Source organism: Devosia sp. Root635 (assembly GCF_001427605.1).
Classification (GTDB): Bacteria; Pseudomonadota; Alphaproteobacteria; order Rhizobiales; family Devosiaceae; genus Devosia.
Genome location: NZ_LMGZ01000001.1, coordinates 1 through 21,423, shown reverse-complemented (window position 1 = coordinate 21,423; position 21,423 = coordinate 1). Strand labels below are relative to the sequence as shown.

At 64.9% G+C, this 21,423-nt stretch carries 24 protein-coding genes; 15 read left to right on the top strand and 9 right to left on the bottom strand.

The features are described from left to right. Positions 1-177 precede the first annotated feature (177 nt). The 8 genes from ASD80_RS00120 to dusA all read left to right on the top strand — a co-directional run bounded on the left by ASD80_RS00120 (position 178) and on the right by dusA (position 8,456). The gene (locus ASD80_RS00120) at positions 178-1,071 is read left to right on the top strand and encodes an SMP-30/gluconolactonase/LRE family protein (RefSeq protein ID WP_056227189.1); all 894 of its coding nucleotides are present in this window, start codon (positions 178-180) and stop codon (positions 1,069-1,071) included. Next, positions 1,068-2,063, top strand: a complete 996-nt coding sequence (locus ASD80_RS00115) for a peptidyl-alpha-hydroxyglycine alpha-amidating lyase family protein (RefSeq protein WP_056227185.1) — start codon at positions 1,068-1,070, stop codon at positions 2,061-2,063. Before ASD80_RS00120 ends, ASD80_RS00115 begins: the two co-directional genes overlap by 4 nt. Position 2,064: 1 nt before the next feature. Then, positions 2,065-2,694 (top strand): NIPSNAP family protein, encoded by a 630-nt coding sequence (locus ASD80_RS00110; RefSeq protein WP_056227183.1) that lies wholly within the window; start codon positions 2,065-2,067, stop codon positions 2,692-2,694. Further along, positions 2,691-3,689, top strand: a complete 999-nt coding sequence (locus ASD80_RS00105; protein WP_056227180.1) for an Ldh family oxidoreductase — start codon at positions 2,691-2,693, stop codon at positions 3,687-3,689. The genes ASD80_RS00110 and ASD80_RS00105 overlap by 4 nt, the downstream gene beginning before the upstream one ends. A gap of 16 nt (positions 3,690-3,705) precedes the next feature. Further along, positions 3,706-4,857, top strand: coding sequence for an iron-containing alcohol dehydrogenase (locus ASD80_RS00100; RefSeq protein WP_056227177.1), 1,152 nt, complete (start codon positions 3,706-3,708; stop codon positions 4,855-4,857). Then, on the top strand, positions 4,854-6,521 hold the full coding sequence (locus ASD80_RS00095; protein WP_056227174.1) for a dihydroxyacetone kinase family protein: 1,668 nt from the start codon (positions 4,854-4,856) through the stop codon (positions 6,519-6,521). Before ASD80_RS00100 ends, ASD80_RS00095 begins: the two co-directional genes overlap by 4 nt. Continuing rightward, positions 6,518-7,378, top strand: a complete 861-nt coding sequence (locus tag ASD80_RS00090; protein WP_056227171.1) for a fumarylacetoacetate hydrolase family protein — start codon at positions 6,518-6,520, stop codon at positions 7,376-7,378. Before ASD80_RS00095 ends, ASD80_RS00090 begins: the two co-directional genes overlap by 4 nt. Positions 7,379-7,442: 64 nt before the next feature. After that, complete coding sequence (dusA, locus tag ASD80_RS00085) at positions 7,443-8,456, top strand: tRNA dihydrouridine(20/20a) synthase DusA (protein WP_274532309.1); 1,014 nt, start codon at positions 7,443-7,445, stop codon at positions 8,454-8,456. Between the two features lie 156 nt (positions 8,457-8,612). On the opposite strand, the gene ASD80_RS00080 is transcribed toward dusA, so the two are convergent. Continuing rightward, positions 8,613-9,299, bottom strand: a complete 687-nt coding sequence (locus ASD80_RS00080) for a TIGR02281 family clan AA aspartic protease (RefSeq protein ID WP_056227167.1) — start codon at positions 9,297-9,299, stop codon at positions 8,613-8,615. Between the two features lie 91 nt (positions 9,300-9,390). After that, a complete protein-coding gene (locus ASD80_RS00075; protein WP_156460244.1) occupies positions 9,391-10,221 on the bottom strand; it encodes an adenosylcobinamide-GDP ribazoletransferase in 831 nt (276 codons plus the stop codon). Between the two features lie 66 nt (positions 10,222-10,287). On the opposite strand from ASD80_RS00075, the gene cobT reads away from it, so the two are divergent. Then, positions 10,288-11,310 (top strand): nicotinate-nucleotide--dimethylbenzimidazole phosphoribosyltransferase, encoded by a 1,023-nt coding sequence (gene cobT / locus ASD80_RS00070; RefSeq protein WP_056227164.1) that lies wholly within the window; start codon positions 10,288-10,290, stop codon positions 11,308-11,310. A 39-nt stretch (positions 11,311-11,349) separates the two neighbouring features. Here cobT and ASD80_RS00065 read toward each other — a convergent pair whose 3' ends face one another. Further along, positions 11,350-12,876 (bottom strand): sensor histidine kinase, encoded by a 1,527-nt coding sequence (locus ASD80_RS00065; RefSeq protein ID WP_056227160.1) that lies wholly within the window; start codon positions 12,874-12,876, stop codon positions 11,350-11,352. A gap of 164 nt (positions 12,877-13,040) precedes the next feature. Here ASD80_RS00065 and ASD80_RS00060 point away from each other — a divergent pair, with 164 nt between their 5' ends. The 3 genes from ASD80_RS00060 to ASD80_RS00050 all read left to right on the top strand — a co-directional run bounded on the left by ASD80_RS00060 (position 13,041) and on the right by ASD80_RS00050 (position 14,702). Then, on the top strand, positions 13,041-13,532 hold the full coding sequence (locus tag ASD80_RS00060) for a thermonuclease family protein (protein WP_056227157.1): 492 nt from the start codon (positions 13,041-13,043) through the stop codon (positions 13,530-13,532). Between the two features lie 283 nt (positions 13,533-13,815). Continuing rightward, positions 13,816-14,295, top strand: a complete 480-nt coding sequence (locus tag ASD80_RS00055) for an Lrp/AsnC family transcriptional regulator (protein ID WP_056228174.1) — start codon at positions 13,816-13,818, stop codon at positions 14,293-14,295. Beyond that, positions 14,292-14,702, top strand: coding sequence for a VOC family protein (locus ASD80_RS00050; protein WP_056227155.1), 411 nt, complete (start codon positions 14,292-14,294; stop codon positions 14,700-14,702). The genes ASD80_RS00055 and ASD80_RS00050 overlap by 4 nt, the downstream gene beginning before the upstream one ends. Here ASD80_RS00050 and ASD80_RS00045 read toward each other — a convergent pair. From ASD80_RS00045 to ASD80_RS00020, 6 genes are all read right to left on the bottom strand, one after another. Continuing rightward, the gene (locus ASD80_RS00045) at positions 14,699-15,115 is read right to left on the bottom strand and encodes a DUF2442 domain-containing protein (protein WP_056227151.1); all 417 of its coding nucleotides are present in this window, start codon (positions 15,113-15,115) and stop codon (positions 14,699-14,701) included. The genes ASD80_RS00050 and ASD80_RS00045 overlap by 4 nt on opposite strands. Next, positions 15,108-15,335 carry a DUF4160 domain-containing protein gene (locus tag ASD80_RS00040; RefSeq protein ID WP_056227149.1) on the bottom strand — a complete coding sequence of 76 codons (228 nt, stop codon included), beginning with the start codon at positions 15,333-15,335 and terminating at the stop codon, positions 15,108-15,110. The genes ASD80_RS00045 and ASD80_RS00040 overlap by 8 nt, the downstream gene beginning before the upstream one ends. 8 nt (positions 15,336-15,343) lie before the next feature. Continuing rightward, positions 15,344-15,778, bottom strand: a complete 435-nt coding sequence (locus ASD80_RS00035) for a hypothetical protein (protein WP_056227146.1) — start codon at positions 15,776-15,778, stop codon at positions 15,344-15,346. After that, the gene (locus tag ASD80_RS00030; protein WP_056227143.1) at positions 15,771-16,445 is read right to left on the bottom strand and encodes a dienelactone hydrolase family protein; all 675 of its coding nucleotides are present in this window, start codon (positions 16,443-16,445) and stop codon (positions 15,771-15,773) included. Before ASD80_RS00030 ends, ASD80_RS00035 begins: the two co-directional genes overlap by 8 nt. Before the next feature lies 1 nt (position 16,446). Further along, positions 16,447-17,460 carry a GTP 3',8-cyclase MoaA gene (gene moaA, locus ASD80_RS00025; RefSeq protein WP_056227140.1) on the bottom strand — a complete coding sequence of 338 codons (1,014 nt, stop codon included), beginning with the start codon at positions 17,458-17,460 and terminating at the stop codon, positions 16,447-16,449. Positions 17,461-17,688: 228 nt separating this feature from the next. Then, on the bottom strand, positions 17,689-18,219 hold the full coding sequence (locus ASD80_RS00020) for a L,D-transpeptidase (protein ID WP_200950184.1): 531 nt from the start codon (positions 18,217-18,219) through the stop codon (positions 17,689-17,691). 314 nt (positions 18,220-18,533) lie between these two features. Between ASD80_RS00020 and rpiA the strand changes: the two genes are divergently transcribed. The 3 genes from rpiA (at position 18,534) to gor (ending at position 21,267) form a co-directional block, all read left to right on the top strand. After that, entirely contained in the window at positions 18,534-19,235 is a 702-nt protein-coding gene (gene rpiA / locus ASD80_RS00015) for a ribose-5-phosphate isomerase RpiA (protein WP_056227137.1), read from the top strand. Between the two features lie 26 nt (positions 19,236-19,261). Beyond that, positions 19,262-19,777 (top strand): DUF2059 domain-containing protein, encoded by a 516-nt coding sequence (locus ASD80_RS00010; protein ID WP_162247288.1) that lies wholly within the window; start codon positions 19,262-19,264, stop codon positions 19,775-19,777. 110 nt (positions 19,778-19,887) lie between these two features. After that, complete coding sequence (gor, locus tag ASD80_RS00005; protein ID WP_056227131.1) at positions 19,888-21,267, top strand: glutathione-disulfide reductase; 1,380 nt, start codon at positions 19,888-19,890, stop codon at positions 21,265-21,267. The last annotated feature ends 156 nt before the right edge of the window (positions 21,268-21,423 follow it).

Here is a 21,423-nt window from a genome sequence, read left to right as displayed (position 1 = left end):
AAATATGAGCATGCAATGAGCTGACGAGAAATTTAGATGGCAAAGAAGATGGGCAGATAACATTTTGATATTTAATAGAAATTTGCAACTTGTATCGATTGAACTACAGGGCCTTGCCATCCCTGATTGACGCTGATAGCCATTGCAAAGTTGATAATATTAGCAGGGAGGGAGCTGATGGAGCAGCGAGCGATATCGCACGCCGGTCTTCCGATTGCTGTTCTCACGGGGTCGGACGATATCCTTGGCGAATGCCCGAACTGGGCCGAGGAGGAGCAGGCGCTGTATTGGATCGATGTGCGCGGCAAGCTCGTGCGCCGCCGCGATCATCGCACCGGTGCGCTGCAAAGCTGGGCTGCCCCCGATCTCATCGGCTGCCTGTCGCTGCGCCGGAAGGGCGGGGCAGTTGTCGGCCTGCGTCAGGGCATTGCAACCTTCGACTTCGCCACCGGCGCCTTCGCGATGATCTCCGAGCCACATCCGGACCAGCCCAACATGCGCTTCAACGATGGTCATTGCGACCGCCAGGGGCGCTTCTGGGCCGGAACCATGAACGACGTGACCCGCCAGCCGGTCGGCCACCTCTATCGCATCGACGAGCGCGGCACGACGCGCATGCTCGATCTCGTGGTCGTCCCCAACAGCCTCTGCTGGTCGCCCGATGGCACCGTGATGTACTTCGCCGATGGCCGCGAAACCATCATCTGGGCCTTCGACTTCGATACGCGCACCGGCGACCTCTCCAATCGCCGCGTCTTCGTCGATACCGGCAATGTGGGCATCCCCGATGGCGCCACCGTCGACGCCGAGGGCTGCGTGTGGAGCGCCCAGTATGGCGCCGCCGCCGTCAATCGCTTTTCACCCGAGGGTGTGCTGATCGAAACCATTCCGATGCCGGTGACGCAACCCACCTGCGTCGCCTTTGGCGGCCCGGATTACGCCACGCTTTTCATCACCACCGCGCGACAGCGCCTCTCGCCCGAAACATTGGCCGCCGAACCACTGGCCGGCGCGCTGCTCTCCGTCACGCCTGGCGTGCGTGGCCTTCCCGAACCGAGATTTGCCCTATGACCACCACGATTTTCGGCAGCGGCGCACATCAATATCGCCTGGATGAAGGCTGGGGGCGTCTGCCCGATGGCTGGACGCTCGGCGACGTCGCCGCAGTCGGCGTCGATGGCAAGGACAATGTCTATGTCTTCCATCGCGGCGAACATCCGATGATCGTGTTCGACCGCGACGGCAATTTCCGGCGCTCCTGGGGCGAGGACATCTTCAACCGCCCCCATGGCATCAGCATGGGGCCGGACGACACCATCTTCTGTACCGACGATGGCGACCACACCATGCGGCAACTGACGCTGGACGGCAAAGTGCTGATGACGCTGGGCTATCCCGGCAAGCCCTCGACTTACCAGAGCGGACAGCCCTTCAACCGCTGCACCCACACCGCCCATGCGCCCAATGGCGATTTCTACGTCTCGGACGGCTATGGCAATGCGCGCGTGCATAAATATGCTCCCGATGGGCGCCATATCCTCTCCTGGGGTGAGCCGGGCACCGATCCGGGCCAGTTCAACCTGCCGCACAACCTGGTCTGCGACGACGACGGCTATGTTTATGTCGCCGACCGCGAGAACCACCGCATCCAGGTGTTCGACGGCAACGGCAAATACGTGGCGCAATGGAACAACCTGCACCGCCCCAGCGGCCTCTACATGACCCGGGGCAAGTGCCCGATCTGCTTTATCGGCGAGATCGGCCCCTATCTGCGCGCCAATTTCGGCTGGCCCAATGTCGGCCCGCGCGTCAGCATCCTGTCCCATGAAGGCACGCTGCTGGCCCGCATCGGCACCGTGCCTTCGGCCGGCACCGGGCCGGGCCAGTTCATCTCGCCCCATGGCATCGCCGCCGACAGCCGCGGCGACATCTATGTCGGTGAAGTGTCCTACACCGGCTGGCCATCGCTGTTTCCGAATGAGCCGATACCCGAAGGCCTCCGCTGCCTGCAGAAATTCGTGAAGGTCGAGGCGCCACCAAGCGTCGCCCCTGGGGAGAAGTGACATGCAATTTTATGAACTGACCACCCTGACGACGCCGGTTGGCTATCAGCGCGGCGAAAAGCTGGCGCGGCTACTGTCGGGCGTCACCAACGCCCTGGCCGAACCTGGCTGCGGCGGCACTTTGCTCGGCTCCTGGCTTTCCGAATTCAGCCCGCAAAACCGCATCCTGGTGCTGCGCGGCTTCGAGAGCCAGGATGCGCTCCACGCCGAGCGCGAGCGGGTGCTGCGGCTGGCCAGGCCGTTCGGCGGGGACGAACTGGTGGCCATCTCCATGGAAAGCTACGCCCAATTCCCCGACCTGCCGCCGATCGAGCCCGCCGACTTCGGCCCGGTCTATGAATTCCGCACCTATAATCTCAAGATCGGCGGGCTGACGCCGACGCTGGAAGCCTGGGGCAGGGCCATCCCCGATCGGGTCAAGGTCTCGCCACTGGTGACGGTGATGTATGCGCTCGATGGCCCACCGCGCTTCACCCATATCTGGGCCTACAAGAGCTTCGAGGACCGCCTGGCCAAGCGCGCCAAGGCACTGGACCTCGGCGTCTGGCCGGCCAAGGGTGCGCCGGAATGGCTGATGACCGAGATGAAGTCGGAATGCTACCTGCCCACCGCCATCTCGCCGCTGCAATGAGTGCGGACCTGGCCATCGCGCCGCAGGCATTGCGGGACTGGGCCCTGGGCGTGCTGGTCGCCCGCGGCCTGCCGCCGGAGGAAGCCGCGCTGGTCGTCGACGCCCTGGTCGATACCAGCCTGCGCGGCGTCGATACCCATGGCATCGCGCTGCTGCCCAATTATGTGGACCTGCTCGAAAAGGGCGTGACCAATCCACGCCCCCAGGTCGCCATCACCCCGCATGGCGCTTTGCTCAAGGTGGATGCGGATCGAGGTCTCGGGCAGGTGGTGGTCACCTCCATACTGGATCAAGCCGTCGTCATGGCCGGCACCTTCGGCTCCGTCACCGCCACTATCGGGCAGGTGGGTCATCTGGGCGCTTTGGGCTATTTCGCCCGCCGCGCCACCGATGCCGGCATGATCGCGCTGCTGCTGCAGAACGGCCCGGCGCTGATGGGCCTACCGGGCTCCACCGCGCGCGCCATCGGCAACAACCCGATTGCCTTCGGCATACCGGCGCCCGGTCGCCCGCCTGTCATCTTCGACGTGGCCACCAGCGAAGCCGCCTATGGCAAGCTGATCGGCGCCTCGGCGAGGAACGAGCCCATTCCCGATGGCTGGGCCATGGACCAACAAGGACGCCCGACCAACGACGCCAGTGCCGCCATGAGCGGAATTCTCCTGCCCTCGGGGGGAGCCAAGGGCATCGGCCTGGCCATGCTGGTAGAGGCCCTGGCGGGCAGTCTCAGTGGCACCCGTCCTGCTGCCAGCGGCAATATCTTCGGCGCCTTCCTCATGGTGGTCGATCCGTCCGCCGGCCATGGCGGCTTTGCCGACGACCTGGCGCAATGGCTCGACCACTATGCCGCCTCCGGCCCCGATGCGCGCTATCCCGGACAGCGTGCGCAGGCCGTGTTCGACCAGCGCTCCCGCGATGGTATCCCGGTCGCCGCCGGGCTGCATGAAAAACTCGTCGCCACCGGCAAGACTGTCGGCATACCGTTCACCGCCTGACGCAAGGGAGAAGACGATGGTCAGTTTCCGGCTTTCCAACCCCACCGAAATCCTGTTCGGGCCGGGGCAGATCGCGGCTCTCCCAGAGCTGTTGCCCGCCGATGCGCGCGTGCTGCTGCTCTATGGCGGCGGCAGCATCAAGGCCAACGGCGTCTATGATGCGGTCGTGGCGGGCCTTGCCGGCCATGCCTGGGTCGAATTCGGCGGCGTCGAAACCAACCCGGTCTACGAGACTATTGCCACGGCCGCCGAGCTGGCGCGCGCTTCGCGCAGCAATTTCATTCTCGGCGTCGGCGGTGGCTCGGTCATCGATGCGGCCAAGTTTCTCGCCGCCATCGTCCCCATCACCACCGGCGATGCCTGGGATGCCCTGCGCACCGGGCCGGCCCCCACCAATGTCCTGCCGGTGGGCGCCATACTGACGCTGCCGGCCACCGGCTCGGAGAGCAACGCCGTTTCGGTCATCTCCCATGCCGGCCGGCATCTGAAGCTGCCCTTTGCCAATCAGGCCGCCCGGCCGCGCTTTGCCATTCTCGATCCCACGACCATGAAGAGCCTCAGCCGCCGCCAGCTGGAAAACGGCGTCGTCGATGCCTTCACCCACATACTCGAGCAATATCTGACCTATCCGGTCAATGCGCCGGTGCAGTCCGGCTTCAGCGAGACGCTGCTCGACGTCCTGATCGAATGGGGCCCCAGGCTGATCGACGACAACAGTGACGAGGCCCGCGAAAATGTCATGTGGGTGGCCAATCAGGCGCTGAACGGCCTGATCGGCGCCGGCGTGCCGCAGGACTGGTCCACCCATATGATCGGTCATGCCATCACCGCCCTGCAGGGCACCGATCATGCCCGGACCCTGACCATGGTCATGGCCAGCGTGCTGCGCAGCCAGCTCGACGCCAAGCTGTCGATCCTGGCGCGCTACGCAAGGCGGGTCTGGAAGCTCGATATCGCCGACGACCGGCTGGCCGCCGAGGCCGGCATCGCCGCCACCGAGGCATTCTTCGCCCGCATGGGTTGCCCCACACGCACCGCCGGCCTCGATCCGGTTGCGGTGGTCGATCACATCGAGATGGCCGGACAGTTCCCGCTGGGCGAGAATGGGACCATCGACGCCGATATCGTGCGCGACATACTGCGCCGCGCGGCAGAGGAATTGGCATGAAGAAGCTCATCAACGATCCCCATCACCTGGTGCGGGAACTGCTCGAAGGAACTGTCGATCTCGCGCCCGGCCTGGCGCTGCTGGAGGCCGAGAACGTCGTCATCCGCCGCGAGCTGCCGCCACCGGCCCAGCGCAAGGTGGCAATCCTGTCGGGCGGCGGCAGTGGCCATGAACCGGCCCATGCCGGCTATGTCGGCATGGGCATGCTGACCGCGGCCATTGCCGGCGATGTGTTCACCTCGCCCTCGACCGACGCTGTGCTCGCGGCCATCCTGGCCGTGTCCGGCCCGGCCGGCGCCCTGCTGGTGGTCAAGAACTATACCGGTGACCGGCTCAATTTCGGGCTGGCCGCCGAACTGGCACGGCAGCAGGGCATCCCGGTCGAAATCGTCGTCGTCGCCGATGACGTCTCATTGCGCGCACTGGTCAAGCGCGAGCGCCGCCGCGGCATTGCCGGCGCCGTGCTGGTCCACAAGCTGGCCGGCGCCGCCGCCGAGGCCGGTCGTTCGCTGGCCGAAGTGGCCGACATCGCCCGCCGCGCCGCCGCCGATCTGGGTTCGATGGGGGTGGGACTGGGTGCCTGCATCGTCCCGGCCGCCGGCGTCCCCGGCTTCGAGCTGGGTGAAAGCGAGATCGAATTCGGCCTCGGCATCCATGGTGAAAAGGGTGTCGAGCGCACCACCATCCGCAGCGCCGACGCCATAGTCGAAGCGCTGCTCGATACCATCGTCTCGGACCTGGCGTTGGTGTCCGGTGCCCGCGTTGCCCTGCTGGTCAACGGTCTTGGCGGCACTGCCCCGATGGAGCTGGCCATTGTCGCGCGCGCCGCGCTGGCGGATTTGCGCCGCCGGGGCCTGGTCGTCGAACGGGCCTGGTCGGGCAATTTCATGACCGCGATCGAAATGCCCGGCTGTTCGCTGACGCTGCTGCCGCTCGACGCGCAGCGCGACGCGCTGTTCGACGCCGCTGCCGACATACCCGTCTGGCCGGGCAGCGGCCGCATAGCCGCCCGGCGTGCCGTGGTGGCTGCTGCGCCGCCTCTTGCCGTACTGCCCGGCATTCCCGGTCCGCTGACACAGACGCTGCGAACGCTGGCTCTGGCCATCGCCCAGGCGCTGGAAGCGGCCGAAGACCGCCTGACCGATCTCGATGCCAGGGCAGGCGACGGCGATCTCGGCGCCAGCATGGCCCGCGGCGCTGCCGCTATCCGTGCCCTGCCGAACGACAGCTTTGCCAATCCGAGCCGCCTGCTGGCTGATCTGGGCAATGCGCTCCGCCGGGCCATCGCTGGCAGTTCCGGCCCCTTCTACGCCACCGCATTGTTGCGGGCCTCGGCCCGGTTGCGCGATTTGCCGGAACCGCTTGCGTCCGACTGGCTCGGCGCCCTTGAGGCCGCCATTGCCGCCATCACCGAGCTGGGCGGGGCAAGGGCAGGCGACCGCACCATGGTCGATGCGCTGCTGCCCGCCCTCGCGGCCGGGCGGGCAGGGGCCGATCTGGCCGGCATGGCGGCTGCGGCCGAAACCGGCGCCGAAGCCACCAGTGCCATGCACCCCGCGCTCGGTCGCGCCAGCTATCTCGGCGAGCGCGCCATTGGCACGCCCGATGGTGGCGCCGTGGCGGTCGCCATCTGGCTGCAGGCTCTGGCGGAGGCCTCCCAATGAAGTTCGCCAGCGTTTCAACGGCCCATGGCCCACGCTATGGCATCATGCGCCCCGACGGCCTGCAACTGGTGTCCGGCGCGTGGCAGCAGCGCTTCCCCTCTCTGCGCCACGCCTTGGAGGGCGATGCGCTGAACCAGGTCGCCGTAGCCGAAGGCGGCGAGATGCTTCCCTTCGATGGCCTCACCTACCTTCCGGTCATCCCGAATCCGGGCAAGGTCATCTGCGTCGGCAAGAACTATGCCGCCCACGCGGCCGAAAGCGGCGATAAGCCGGCCAGCTTCCCCAATCTCTTCGCCCGCTTCACCGAAACCCTGGTTGGCCACCACCAACCCATGATCCTGCCGCGTCTCTCGTCGGATTTCGACTATGAAGGCGAACTCGCCATCATCATCGGCAAAGCCGGCCGCCATATTCCCGCGTCGGAAGCCCTTGGGCACATCGCCGGCTATACCTGCTTCAACGACGGCTCGGTGCGCGACTACCAGTTCGGCCACTCCCTGCTGGCCGGAAAGAACTTTGCGGCCACCGGCGCCTTTGGTCCGGTCATGGTAACGGCCGACGAGGTGCCCGATCCACAGGCTCTGCAGGTGCTGACGCGGGTCAATGGCGAGCTTGTCCAGCATGGCTTTACCCGCGACATGATCTTTGATTGCGCGGCGCTGCTGGCCTACATTTCGGGCTTCGTCGCGCTCGCCCCCGGCGATGTCATTGCCACCGGCACGCCCGAGGGCGTCGGCTTTGCGCAAAAGCCGCCACGATGGCTCAAGCCGGGCGACCGGGTAGAGGTCGAAATCCCCGGCATCGGCCTTCTCGGCAATGTCATCGCCGCCGAACTTGGTGCCGCCCCGCTCGTATAGTATAGGTGCGCCGCATCCGACCCGCTCGGCCATAAAATGGAGCGCACCCCAAACCGTGCCAGGCATCGATACCGCACAAACAGCCGCCCTGAATCGCGCCCGCCGCTTTTCGGTGGCGCCTATGATCGACTGGACGGATCGACATTGCCGCTATCTGCATCGGCTGCTCACGCGCGAAGCCCTGCTGTTCACCGAGATGATTACGGCCGCGGCCATCGTGCATGGCGATGCCCACCGCCACCTGCGCCTCAATGAAGAGGAAGCGCCCGTTGCTCTGCAACTGGGCGGCTCCGATCCGGCCGAGCTGGCCCAGGCTATCAGTCTGGCCGAAGACTACGACTATGCCGAGATCAACCTCAATGTCGGCTGCCCCTCCGACCGCGTACAGTCAGGCCGCTTCGGCGCCTGCCTCATGGCCGAGCCTGAGCTCGTGGCCGATTGCGTGCGCGCCATGCGCGAGGTCACCACGCGCCCGGTCACCGTCAAATGCCGCATCGGCATCGACGATCAGGATACCGAAGAAAGCCTCGATCGTTTTGCCGACGCCATGGTCGCATCCGGCGTCGATGCGCTCTATGTCCATGCCCGCAAGGCCTGGCTCAAGGGCCTTTCCCCCAAGGAAAACCGCACCATTCCGCCGCTCGATTATGAGCGCGTGCATCGCCTGCGCGCCCGCCTCGCGCCGCTGCCGGTGATGATCAATGGCGGCCTCGAAACCCTCGAAGCCGCCGAAGCCGAAATGGCGCATATGGATGGCGTCATGCTCGGCCGCGCCGCCTATCACAGCCCCATGCTGCTGGCCGAAGTCGACCGCCGCTTCTTCGGCGCCACCACCGCTGTTCCCACGCTCGAAGCGATCATGCAGGCCATGGCCGACTATGCCGACCGTGAGGCGGCCGAAGGTACGCGCATCAACAATATCGCCCGCCACATGCTCGGCCTCGCCAACGGTCTGCCCGGTGCCCGCCAGTTCCGCCAGATCCTCAGCGTCGACGCCTGCAAGCCTGGCGCCGACTCCTCGGTGATGTTCCGTGCCCTCGAAGCCGTCACCCGCCCCCGTCTCGCCGAAGCGAGCTGAGGCAGATGCCACGCCCTCGTGGTTCGAGGCGCTGAAGAAGCGCACCTCACCATGAGGGCTACTGGTGTACCGGCTGGACTGGATGGCTTAGTAGACCTCATGGTGAGGTGCGAGCCCTTGCGAGCCTCGAACCACGAGGGCGTGCCACGATGGCACTCAATCCAGCAGCTCCAGCGAATTCTGCGTCACACTGTAGCGGCTGAGCGTTTCCAGGAACGTCATGCCCAAGAGGCTCGTATCCAGCGCGCCGGTCTCCGTGACGAAGGCCGCCACACCCTCGCGCACGATACCGCCCACCTCGATCCGGTCGAGCCGCACCCGCGCCGCCCGCCCGGTGCCATTGGCCGTCGATACCGGAATGGTGAAGGCCAGCCCCTTCGTATTGATGCCCGCCGCCTTGGCATCGGCAATGGTCAGCACCACCGCGCTGGCGCCGGTGTCGAAGATCATCGGCGTCGTATGGCCGTTGACCGTGGCATTGATCTCGAAATGCCCGCCCATGCCGCGCCGGAACGTGGCGCTGCCGGCCTCGGCATCGACTACGGCTACACCCGGACGGAATTCTCCGGCAATGCGCGCCGCCACGCCCGTCAACTCGTCCCGATAGGCATAGGTCAGCGCCGCGACCCCGAAGATGCCGACCCACAGCAGCACGCTGCCGACCAGTTCCGAAGCCTTGCGCCGCCGCGTGAACAGCCCGCCCGCGAACACGATGAGGATCACCAGCAGCGGCACCAGTTGCGCCGTCTGTGCCTGCGTCAGCCCCACCATGCTGCCGGCATCGGCGCTGATGAGTAGAGCAATGCCAACCGCGATGACTAGCGCAATGCCGATGAAGATCATGCCCGCGCCTCCATGTGCTTCGTCTTGTCCATCCGGACGATAAAGGCATCGCCCACGGCATTTTCAAGGCCGCAACCGGCCGAAGGTTCCCTCACGCGAATGGCAACAGCCCGGCCAGCACCGCGATCTCCACCAGCGCCCCCAACGCCCCGATCAGGTCGCCCGTCTGCCCGCCCACCAGTCGCCGGCATAGCACCGTCCAGCCGGCGATCACGCTCACGGCCAGCAGTAGCGACGCGCCAAGTCCTGTCAGGCTCGTCGCTGGCCCGCCCAGCAGGAACAACAATAGCGCTGCAAACACCGCGCCCACCGCAAAGCCCCGCATCGGCAGCCGCCCCGCCGTCGCCGATGCGCCCTCGGCCCGCGCCGGCGGCAGCGCCACCGCCACCCACAGCGCGCCCGAGCGTCCGACAATGCTGGCGGCCAGCCAGATCGCCCCCGCCGCCAGCGGATTGATCGCCGCCACGGCCCCCAGCGCCGTCACCCGCAACAGCAGGAACAGGCAGAGTGCCGCCACCCCATAGGTGCCGTGCCGGCTGTCCTTCATGATCTCCAGCCGCCGCTCCACGCTATGCCCACCGAACAGCCCGTCGGCGGCATCGGCCAGCGCATCCTCGGCCATGGCGCCGCTTGATATCGCCATGGCGCCTACCGCCAAAGCCGCTGCGAAATAGCTCGGCAGCCCGACCAGCGCCCCGCCGATCAGCAGCAATGCCGGCCCGATACCGATGACCGCGCTGGCCAGCGGCAGCGCCATGGCGATCCGCCCCAGGTCGGGCGTCTGGTGCGGTGAATCCCCCGTCGGCAGCCGCGAGAAGAAGCGCAGGGCCATGATGAAATCATCACGCAACCCGATGCCGCCGGCAGGCGCGCGCGGGCTGCTCGGTTCGGCCGGTTCGACGGAAGGTTCATCGGCGTTCAATTGCTTTTCGTCCTGCAATCGGCAACAAGGTCGCGTCCTTCCTAGCCAAAATCAGGCCGACTCGCCATGCCCCCGCTCAGCCCCGCCTATGCCGATGTCATCGAGCTCCTGACGCTGCCGCCCGATGGTGACGAGGCCGCCGTCGCGGCCGTCCGCGCCCGAGACGCACAGCTCACCAAGCCGGCCGGCTCGCTCGGCGCGCTGGAGGGTCTTGTGGAATTCCTCGCGCGTTGGCAGGGTAGGGCGCAGCCCCGGCTCGACAATCCCATGGTCACCATTTTCGCCGGCAATCACGGCGTCACCGATCAGGGCGTCTCCGCCTTCCCGCGCGAGGTGACGGCCCAGATGGTCGCCAACTTCACCAATGGCGGCGCCGCCATCTCCCAGATTTGTGCGCTGCACGAAATCAACCTGCGCGTGTTCGAACTGGCCCTGGAACTCCCCACCGGCGACATCACCCTCGAACCGGCGCTCGACGACAAGATGTGCGCCGCCACGATCGCCTATGGCATGGAAGCCATTGCCGGTAAGCCCGACCTGATCTGCATCGGCGAAATGGGTATCGGCAACACCACGGTTGCCGCTGCCCTCTATGCTGCCCTTTATGGCGGCACCGGCAGCGACTGGGTCGGCCGCGGCACCGGCGTCGACGATGCCGGCCTCACCCGCAAGGCCGACGCTGTCGACCGCGCCCTGGCGCGCCACGCCGGCGAGCTGGATCACCCCCTGGCTGTCCTCGCCCGCCTCGGGGGTCGCGAAATCGCCGCCATGCTGGGCGCCCTCATCGCCGCCCGCCACCAGAAAGTGCCAGTCATCGTCGATGGCTTCGTCGCCACCGCGGCCGCCGCCATCGCCCATGCCGTCAATCCCGCCGCCATAGACCATTGCCTCTTCGCCCATGTCTCGGCTGAATCCGGCCATGCCCGCGCCTTGGATGCCATGGGCCAGAAAGGGCTGCTCGATCTCGGCATGCGTCTCGGCGAAGGCAGCGGCGCCGCCCTGGCCGCTGTACTGGCCAAGACCGCCCTCCACCTCCACAACAATATGGCCACCTTCGAAAGCGCCGCCGTCAGCGGCAAGGAGGGGTAAGGCTATTCACCGTGCGTCAGGAGGAGCGATGAAGCGGCCTCAGCCGGCCTGCGAGAAAATCTCGAGCTTGTTGCGCTTCTCCACCACCGGCGCCAGCGCATCCATCACCCGCGCCCGCGGGAAGGTGGCGATGACCTCGGTGCCGAAGCGCAGCTTGCTGAACAGGTCGAACCGTCCCTGATGCAGCTCCATGATCTTCTGCACGATGGGCAGGCCCAGGCCTGCGCCCTGTTCGGCGGTCTTCTGCGCCAGCGAGCCCTGGCCGAAGGACGACAGCACCGTCTCGATTTCGTCCTCGGGAATGCCGGGCCCGTTATCCTTGACCGAAATGAACTGCCCGCCATCGCCGCTCCGCGTCACCACCAGCACGATCTTGCCATGCTGCGGCGTGAACTTGATGGCATTGCTGAGCAGGTTCAGCACCACCTGGCGGATAGCGCGCTCGTCGCCCCATAGCTTGGGCAGGTTGTTGCCGACATTGTAGACCAGCTCGATACCCTTGGATTTGGCGCGCAGCTCCATCATGCGGCGGCAATCCTCGGCGATATCGACCAGCGACACCACTTCCTCGTTGAGCTCATACTTGCCCGCCTCGATGCGGCTGAGGTCCAGCAGCTCGTTGATCAGGTTCAGCAAATGCTGCCCGCTGCCATGGATATCGCCGGCATATTCCTTGTATTGCGGCACCTGGTGCGGCCCCAGCAATTCCGATTTCAGCACTTCGGAAAAGCCGATAATGGCGTTGAGCGGCGTGCGCAGCTCATGACTCATGGTGGCGAGGAATTGCGACTTGGCGATATTGGCCTGTTCGGCATGCCGCCGGGCTTCGTCCGACATCTGCCGCGCTTCTTCCAGTTCGCCGATCAGTGCGTCCTTTTCCGCCTGGTGCGAAATGGTTTCGAGCTCGGTTCCGTGCATCTGGCGCGCCAGGTAGACGAAGAAGATTTCGCCGCAGATGGCCACGGCACCAAGCGTATAGTTGAGCGTGCCGCCCAGGGCGATGAGATTGGCCGAAACCGTCAGCGTCACCGGCAGCGTGCTCATCAGCGTGGCCGGGGGCAGGGTGTGGGTTGCCACCGCATTGGCTGCCACGCTCACCAGCACCATGGCGAACATGACCGGTGTCAGCGTTTCGGGCTGTGCGACCAGCGTGAACAAGGCCAGCATCGACCAGGCCAGGCCATAGACCAGCTCGCCGGCGACGAAAGTCGTAGTCCACTGGCTGGCATTGAACTTGGATGGATCGCTGGTCTTGAAGCGCCGCGCCATGAGGATGACGATCAGCAGGCTCAGGATCACCAGCCCGGCCCAGAGCGAGGTGAAGACCACCGGCACCCACAGGCTCGACACGACCGACAGGATGACCACGATAGCCGCCATCGGCAGCGCCGCGTTGATGCGGGACTGCGCATAGTCGTGCATCAGTTCGAAGTCGAAGTCGGCGCGCGTGCCCGAGCTCGAGGTCAGGCGCTGGCGCGCATCCAGCACGGTCTTCTGCGCCGTGCGCTTGCCGTCGCGTCCCATCTGTGAACGGACGTCATCGATGACAGCCGGCTGCGACGCCATGGGGACTCGTTACTCGTTACTAAATGATGCGAACAAAACACGCATTCGCTACGCTACGCTCAACACTAGCGAGCGCGTAGTTAACGGACGGTGAAATCCTGCTGCGACAAACCCGGCGCAATACCATCTTTCGCGGCCCCGGCGGGGCGGTCCTGGCCATCATTGTGCTGGCCACCCTCGCCGTGGTCGCCGCCGCGCTCGATCGCCCGCCACCGCCGGTTTCCGGCCGCGCCCGCGCCAGCGATGGCGACAGCTTCCGCCTTGGCGAGGACCGCATCCGCCTGCTCGGCCTGGATGCCCCCGAACTGGCGCAGAGCTGCACCGATGCCGATGGCCGGACCTGGCCCTGCGGCCGCGTGGCGCGAGACCGCATGGCGGACCTGCTGGCCGCCGGCCCCGCCGATTGCCGCCCCGAGGACACGGACCAGTATGACCGGCTCCTCGCCACCTGCAGCGTCGGCGGCCGCGATCTCGGCACCACCATGGTCGCCGAAGGCCTCGCCATCGCCTCGGGCCGCTACTGGACCGAGGAAGCCGCCGCCCGCCGCGACCGCCTGGGCATCTGGTCCGGCGACTTCGAAGCCCCCCGCACCTGGCGCGACGACCATCCTCGCCCGCAAGGCGCCTGGGGCTGGCTATCGACATTGGGATTCTGAGGGTTGAGGCGGGGTCGCACCCACAGATCGTCACCCTCGGGCTTGACCCGAGGGCTCTTCACTTGCAGCGTGTCCGTTCAGTCTAGTGTCCTCGGGTCAAGCCCGAGGATGACGGCCGGTGGTCGGGGTCGGAAAACGAAGGTTAACCAAACCTTACCGCAACCGCGGCACTTCATCTCGCGCAAGATTATTGCTAATGACGCCCGAACGTGGCAGGTATTCGCCAATTTCGGGTTGAATTGACCCGGATTTGGAAATCTGATTTCGCGGGGGCGTTATGGCGCTGGACAAGATCGACCGGAAAATTCTCACGCTTCTGCAGAAGGATGCCACCATGCCCGTGGCCGAAATCGGCCGCAAGGTGGGGTTGTCGACCACCCCATGCTGGCGCCGCATCCAGAAGATGGAAGAAGATGGGGTCATCCAGCGCCGCGTTGCCGTGCTCGACCCGTCCAAGGTCAATGTCGGCGTCACCGTCTTCGTCTCGGTCAAAACCAATGAGCACAACGACGCCTGGATGCGCAAATTCGCCGGCGTCATCGACGAATTCCCCGAAGTGGTCGAGTTCTACCGCATGAGCGGCGAGGTCGATTACCTGATGCGCGTCGTGGTACCCGATATCGGCGCCTATGACGCCTTCTATAAGCGGCTCATCAGCAAGATCAATCTGACCGATGTCAGCTCCGCCTTCGCCATGGGTCAGATCAAATATACCACCGCCCTGCCGCTCGATTTCGCCATCGTGGTCGACGACGACAAATGAGCGGCCTTCTCGGTTTTGAGCATGTCGGCATGACATGTGGTGATCTCGACCGCACCATCGCCTTCTATTGCGGATTGCTGGGCCTCACCCTGGCCCTGCGCAAGCAGAACGAGCGCGGCGAGATGGCCTTTCTCGATACCGGCAGCGGCATGCTCGAAATTGCCTGTCCCGCCGCCGAAATTGCCCGCTCGCGCGACGTGCCACCCCACGAAGCGGGCATGCGCCACCTGACTTTCGCCTTCGAGAGCATCGATGCGATCTTCGCCAAGCTCGAAGCGGCCGGCGTCGAACTCATCGAGCCGCCGCGCCCGGCCTATTTCATCGAAATGGTCAAGCGCGTCGCCTTCGTCCGCGATCCCGACGGCACCATAGTCGAACTGGTCGAGCGCGCCGACAGTAGAGGCTAGGACAAGCCGGCCTTGCGGGGGCGGCCGCCCTTGGCGCCATTCGCGCGACTCGCCGCCACCTTGGCCGCAGAGCGGGATTGCCCACCCTTGCGCTGGGCAGCCATGAATTGCGCTGTGCCGAAAATGCCCTGCATCAGCCCGGCAATGGTAAAGTCGACATCCCGGCTTGGCCAATGCAGGCCGGTTTCGCCGGCCAGTTCCACCTCTGCCAGTTGAGCATCGGTGGCCTCCTCAAGGCCTTGCAGAGACCGTGCAGGCACCATCAGGGCTGCCCCGTTGGTGAATTCCACCACAAGCCTGCCGGTGCGTGCGTCGAAACGTACGAGCGACGGAAGAGGTGAAAGAGCGCGCGCGCTCTCACCGCGGCGGGTTGCTGCATCGTATTGGCTGTCTTCGAACTCGATGTCATCCATGGATGTCATGCCATTTGTTGAGGAACATTTCCTGGTACTCCAGGACGATGTTCAATGCCCGCGTGAGATCGCGTTTGCTCATGCCACGGTTGGAAATCACCGCAAGCTGCGCGATATTGATCCGCGCCTCGCCGTCACCGTAGACATGCAGGTGTGCCGGTTCGTGATCATCGGTGTAGATCACAAACCGCATCCCGGCCGCGCGAAGCAAGGTGATCATAAAATAACCTAACCTGTTGGGTTATTCAAGTCGGCCAGCGCTGCAATGGCCTCGCCCAGCACGTCCATCAAATCCAGCCGCCCACCATCCGGCAGCGCCAGCCGCAGCTTCTGCACTGTGTGGTCGTTATAGAGGCTCACCATGAAGTCCTCGACACCAAGAGCCCCGTAGTCGGCCAGAGGCACTGCGACCGCCTCCGTCACCACGCTCATTCCGTCCCGCCCCGCGCAGAGCGCCATGATCAGGCCAAGCGCCGGCGAGGCCATAGCCACGCGTTCCCGATAAACGAGGATGTCGTCCGCGCCGTCTGCCGCGAACATCCGGTCTACATAGGCGTCCACCAGCGCCGCCACCAGCATCGCCTTGCGCCGCGACAGCGGCGCCGCCCGTGCCGCCAGCCATTCCGCCTCCAGATAGGCCCGGTGGTGATCCAGGCTATCCAAGATGCTTGCGGAAGAAATCGAGCGTTCGCGCCGAGGCCTTGGTACAGGCTGCCTCGTTGAAATTGCCCGGCCGCTGGTTGTTGCAGAAGCCGTGCCCGGCCGGGTAGGTGTATATGCCCACCTCCGGATACCGCGCCTTCAGCGCCTCGATCTGCTCCAGCGGAATGCCGCTGTCGCTGTCGCCATAGTGCATTTCCAGCGGGATGGCCGGGGCCAGGTCGATATAGTTGGGAATGCCGCCGCCGTAATAGCCCGACGCGACGCTCAGTCCCATGCCATGATGGGCCGCCCGCCAGCTCACCGCCCCGCCGAAGCAATAGCCGGTGATACCTACCTTGCCGGCAGGCTTGGCGGCCTCGATCGCCGCCGCCACGTCGAGCATGGCGGTCTTGTGGTCGAATTTCTTCATCAGCGCGCCGATGACCACGAACTGCTCGGGCGTGTAGTCGTCGCTTTCGTAGCCGAACTCGACGCGGTCGAACATGGCCGGCGCCACCGCGAGGAACCCGTGCCGGGCATAGCGGTCCACCACGTCGCGGATGAAATTGTTGAGCCCCCACACTTCCTGGATCACCACCACGCCGCCGCGTGGCGTGCCTTCCGGCGCGGCGCGATAGGCGTTGAGTGTGAAGCCATCACTGGCCGTCAAAGTCGTCCGTTCGCCCATCCTAGCCTCCCGTTACGCTCATATGCCGCCCCAGCGCCGGCTCGGGCCGGCTGCGGTCGATCACGAAGTCATGCCCCTTGGGCTTGATCAGCATGGCATGGTCCAGCGCCGCGTCGAGCGCCGGCATGCCGCCATTGCGCAAGGCATCGCGCAAATTCACCTGGTCGTCCTGCCCCAGGCACAGATAGAGCTGCCCCGTCGCCGTCAGGCGCACGCGGTTGCAGCTCTCGCAGAAATTGTGGCTCATCGGCGTGATGAAGCCCAATATGCCCCCGGTCTCGGCCACATGCACATAGCGGGCCGGGCCGCCGGTGCGCTTGTCCAGCTTGCTCAGCGTATAGCGCCGGGCCAGCCGGTCATGCAGTTCGCGCAGCGGCAAATAGCTGTCGACCCGGTCGATGCCCACTTCGCCCAGCGGCATGCCCTCGATCAGCGTCAGCCCCATGCCGCGCCCATGCGCCCAGGCCATCATGGGTTCGATTTCGTCGTCATTGACGCCGCGCATCGCCACCATATTGATCTTGATGGCCAGTCCCGCCGCCTGCGCCGCGTCGATGCCGTCGAGCACGTCCGCGATCCGCCCGCGCCGCGTAATGGCGCGGAAGCGCCCGGCATCCAGTGTATCGAGCGACACATTGAGCCGCCGCACCCCGGCATCGGCCAGCCCCTGCGCATGCTTGCGCAACTGGCTGCCATTGGTGGTCAGCGTCAGCTCATCGAGCCCATGCCCGATCCGCCCGCCCAGCGCCGCCACCAGCTCCATGATGTCGCGCCGCACCAGCGGCTCGCCGCCGGTCAGCCGGATTTTATTGACGCCCCGGCCAATGAACGCGCCGGCAATGGCTTCGATCTCCTCGAAGCTCAGCACGTCCTTCTTGGGCAGGAAGGTCATGTCTTCGGCCATGCAATAGACACAGCGAAAGTCGCATCGATCCGTCACCGAAATGCGCAGATAGGAAATATGCCGCCCGAACGTATCGACAAGCGGCCGGGCAGAGGAGGTCACAGCAGTCATGGCGCCAACCTACATCCTGTCCCACGGCTTTTCAAAGACCAAGCCAAACAAAAAGGCCGCCGAAACGGCAGCCTTTCGCAATCTTGCGCTAGGACCAAGTCAGTCAGGTCAGGCTGTGCCGAAAATGGCGGCTATCGAGAACCGGACCGGAGCGTACTCTCGTACGTGAGGACCGGAAGCGCAGATAGCCACTATTTGCAGGCCAGCATCACCTGACTGGCGCCGGTCCTAGTGGTTGACGACGATGAGGGCGCCGACCTTTACCCGTTCATAAAGATCGGTGACGTCGTCATTGGTCAGCCGGATGCAGCCCGAGGACACGGCCTGGCCGATGGACCAGGGCTCGGACGTGCCATGCACGCGATAGAGCGTCGAGCCGATATAGAGCGCACGGGCGCCCAGCGGATTGTTGGGGCCGCCTTCCATATAGGCCGGCAGGTCCGGCACACGCTTGCGCATCTGCGGCGGCGGCGTCCAACCGGGCCACTCGGCCTTGCGGGTAATCCGGTGCGTGCCCGACCAGGTAAACCCGTCGCGCCCCACGCCGATGCCGTATTTCATGGCCTTGCCGTCTTCCAGCACCAGATACAGCCGCCGCTCGTCGGTCTCGATGACGATGGTGCCGGGCTTGTGGTTGGTTTCGTAACTGACGATTTCCTTGCGGATCGGGCTGCCGCCGCGCGGGCTCGGCGCCAGGACGGATTCTTCCACCCAATTGCCGCTGCTGCGATCGTATACCAGCGCAGCCGTGGCGGGCATGACGCTGCTAGCCGACAAGATAACCGAAAGCCCGATTGCTATCGTTGACTTGATATTGAACATCTGCGACTTGGCCTCTGGAATAGAATGGGCATTCGACTCGCCCACCTGACAATTGCGGTTGTTACGCGCTTTGCATATGAGCGAAAAGAGGCGGGTGCCTCGGATTCGCCGCACTCGCGCCACCTTCGCAAATTTGTGTTGCCGGCAAGTTACAGTTCCTGTTCACCAATCCGTGATCCCTGCGGCGCAGCGGCATTGACAGATGGCTCAACCCCTGCAATTGCCCTCGTCAAACACGGTGAGAGGCGACCATGAGCGAAGAGCTGAAGCGTCAGGCGGCCGCAATGGCGATTGCCGATCTGCGGCCGGGTATGCGGCTTGGCCTCGGCACCGGCTCCACCGCCCGCCATTTTGTGGATTTGCTGGGCCAGGAGGTCGCGGCGGGCTTCGAATGCATCTGCGTTCCCACCTCCGAGGTGACGGCCCGCCAGGCGCTGTCGCTCAACATTCCCCTGTCCGATCTCGAAACCCTCGATCGCCTCGACCTGACCATCGATGGCGCCGACGAGATCGATCCCCATCTCAACCTCATCAAGGGCGGTGGCGGTGCCCTGCTGCGCGAGAAGATCGTCGCCGCCGCATCCGACGCCATGGTGGTCATCGCCGATGACACCAAGCTGGTGTCCGCGCTCGGCCGCTTCCCGCTGCCGGTGGAGGTCAATCGCTTCGGCCTCGGCGCTACGCGCCGCGCCGTTGCCGAGGTGATCGCTGCCCACGGCGCCGAGGGCGGGTTGCATCTGCGCGAGACTTCGCCCGGCACTCCCTTCGTCACCGATGGTGGACACCTCATTCTGGATGCTTTTTTTGGCCGCATTTCGCAGCCAGAAGCGCTGTCGCGCGACTTGCTCGACATCGCCGGGGTAGTGCAGCACGGGCTGTTCCTCAAAATGTGCAAGACGGCTTATGTGGCGACCCCGGATGGCGTAAAAACGCTGACGAACGGCACGAACTGATGGATCGGGACAAGATGGGTATTTCGATGATGACCGGTGTTATGACGCGCGCCAAGGCGCTGGTGGCTGTGGCTTTGAGCGCCGCCATGCTCGTGGTTGCGGTTCCCGCAATGGCCCAGGAGGTTCCGCCCGAGCAATTGGCGCTGGCCCGCAAATATGTCGATCTGACCGACCGCGGCGCCGTCTACGAGGTCACCCTCGTCGAGATCGGCATTGGCACCCTGCGCCAGCTCACGACGCAGAATCCCGAAATTGCCGAGGAAACCGACCTTGCCGTCGGCAAGGTTCTGGAAGAGTACAAGGACCGCAAGGGTGAACTGCTCGACCAGTTCGCGCGCGTCTATGCCGTGCGCTTCACCGCCGAAGAGCTGCAGGAAATCGTCGCCTTCTACGAGACGCCGACCGGCCAGAAGCTGGCCCAGGCCAATTCCGAGGTGAACACCGACCTGCAGGCGGTTCTCCAGGTCTTCACCAACAATACGCGCTCCGAATTCTTCGCCAAGGTCCGCGCCGAGCTGCGCGCCCAGGGCTTCGAAGTCTAGCATCGGCTGCATATCAGCAATCCGGCCCCGCCTTGTGCGGGGCCTTTTTTTATGCGAAATGCCACCCGATATTCATCGTCATATGCCGATGATTGCCAGGGGAGTCGTGGATGGCCGATAGCTATGATCTCGTCGTTATTGGTGCCGGCTCCGGTGGCGTCCGCGCTGCCCGCATGGCCGCCACCTACGGTGCCAAAGTCGCGATCATCGAGGAATTCCGCGTTGGCGGCACCTGCGTCATTCGCGGCTGCGTCCCCAAGAAGCTCTACGTCTACGCCTCCCGCTTCCACGACATGTTCGATATTGCCCAGAGCTTCGGCTGGCAGGTCGATGCCTCCTTCGACTGGCCGACCCTTGTCGCCGCCAAGGACAAGGAAATCACCCGCCTCGAAGCCGCCTATGTCGCAAATCTCGAAAAACCGGGCGTCGAGATCATCCGCGATCGCGGCCTGGTCACCGGCCCCAATGGCGTGCATCTGGTTGGGCAGGACCGTGACCTGACGGCGAAATACATTCTCGTCGCCACCGGCGCCCATCCCTACATTCCGCCCATTCCCGGCGCCGAACTGGCCATCACCTCCAACGAAGCCTTCGACTTGCCGGCTTTGCCCCATTCCATCCTCATCGAGGGCGGCGGCTATATCGCCGTGGAATTCGCTACCATCTTCGCCGGCCTGGGCGTCGATACCACGATCATCTATCGCGGCGACTGCATCCTGCGCGGCTTCGACGAGGACATGCGCCGTGGCCTCGAAGCCGGCCTGACCGATCGCGGCATCAAGCTCATCTACCAAACCACAATCAAGTCGCTCGCCAAACACGGCAAGGACATTGCCGCCACGTTCAGCGACGGCGTCACCGCCCCCTATGGCGCCGTCATGTTCGCCACCGGCCGCACCCCCAATGTCAAGGGCCTCGGCCTCGACAAGGCCGGCGTCAAGCTGACCCCCAAGGGCGCCATTGCGGTCGATGCATATTCGCAGTCTTCCGTGCCCTCGATCTACGCTGTCGGCGATGTCACCGGCCGCGCTGCGCTGACCCCCGTCGCCATCCGCGAAGGCTGGTACTTTGCCGAAACCGTATTCAACGACAACAAGCTGGCCGTCGATCACTCCCAAATCCCCACCGCGGTCTTTTCCGACCCCGAAATCGGCGTCGTCGGCCTCACCGAGACCGAAGCCGCCACCCATGGCGATATCGACGTCTATCTCGCCCGCTTCCGCCCGATGATGCACACGCTCTCCACCCGCACCGAGCGGATGGTCCTCAAGCTCATTACCGAAAAGGACGGCGGCAAGGTCCTCGGCTGCCACATCCTGGGCGCCAGCGCCGCCGAAATGATCCAGCTCGTCGCCATCCCCATGGGCATGAGTGCCACCAAGGCGGACTTCGACCGCGCCATCGCCCTGCATCCCTCGGCGGCCGAAGAACTGGTGACCTTCAAGGCCCCCACCTACACCTATCGCAACGGCGAGAAGATCGGCGGCTAGTAGCCTGCATCCCACCCCTTACTCGATGTCATCGCGGCCTTGAGCCGGCAACTGTAGTTTAGGGGTGGAAGGGGGTTCTTGATTTCATCATGGCGTTGAGAGTGACGATGATCTTTCTGGCCAATGCGATGAGGGCGACCTTTGCCGGTTTTCCAG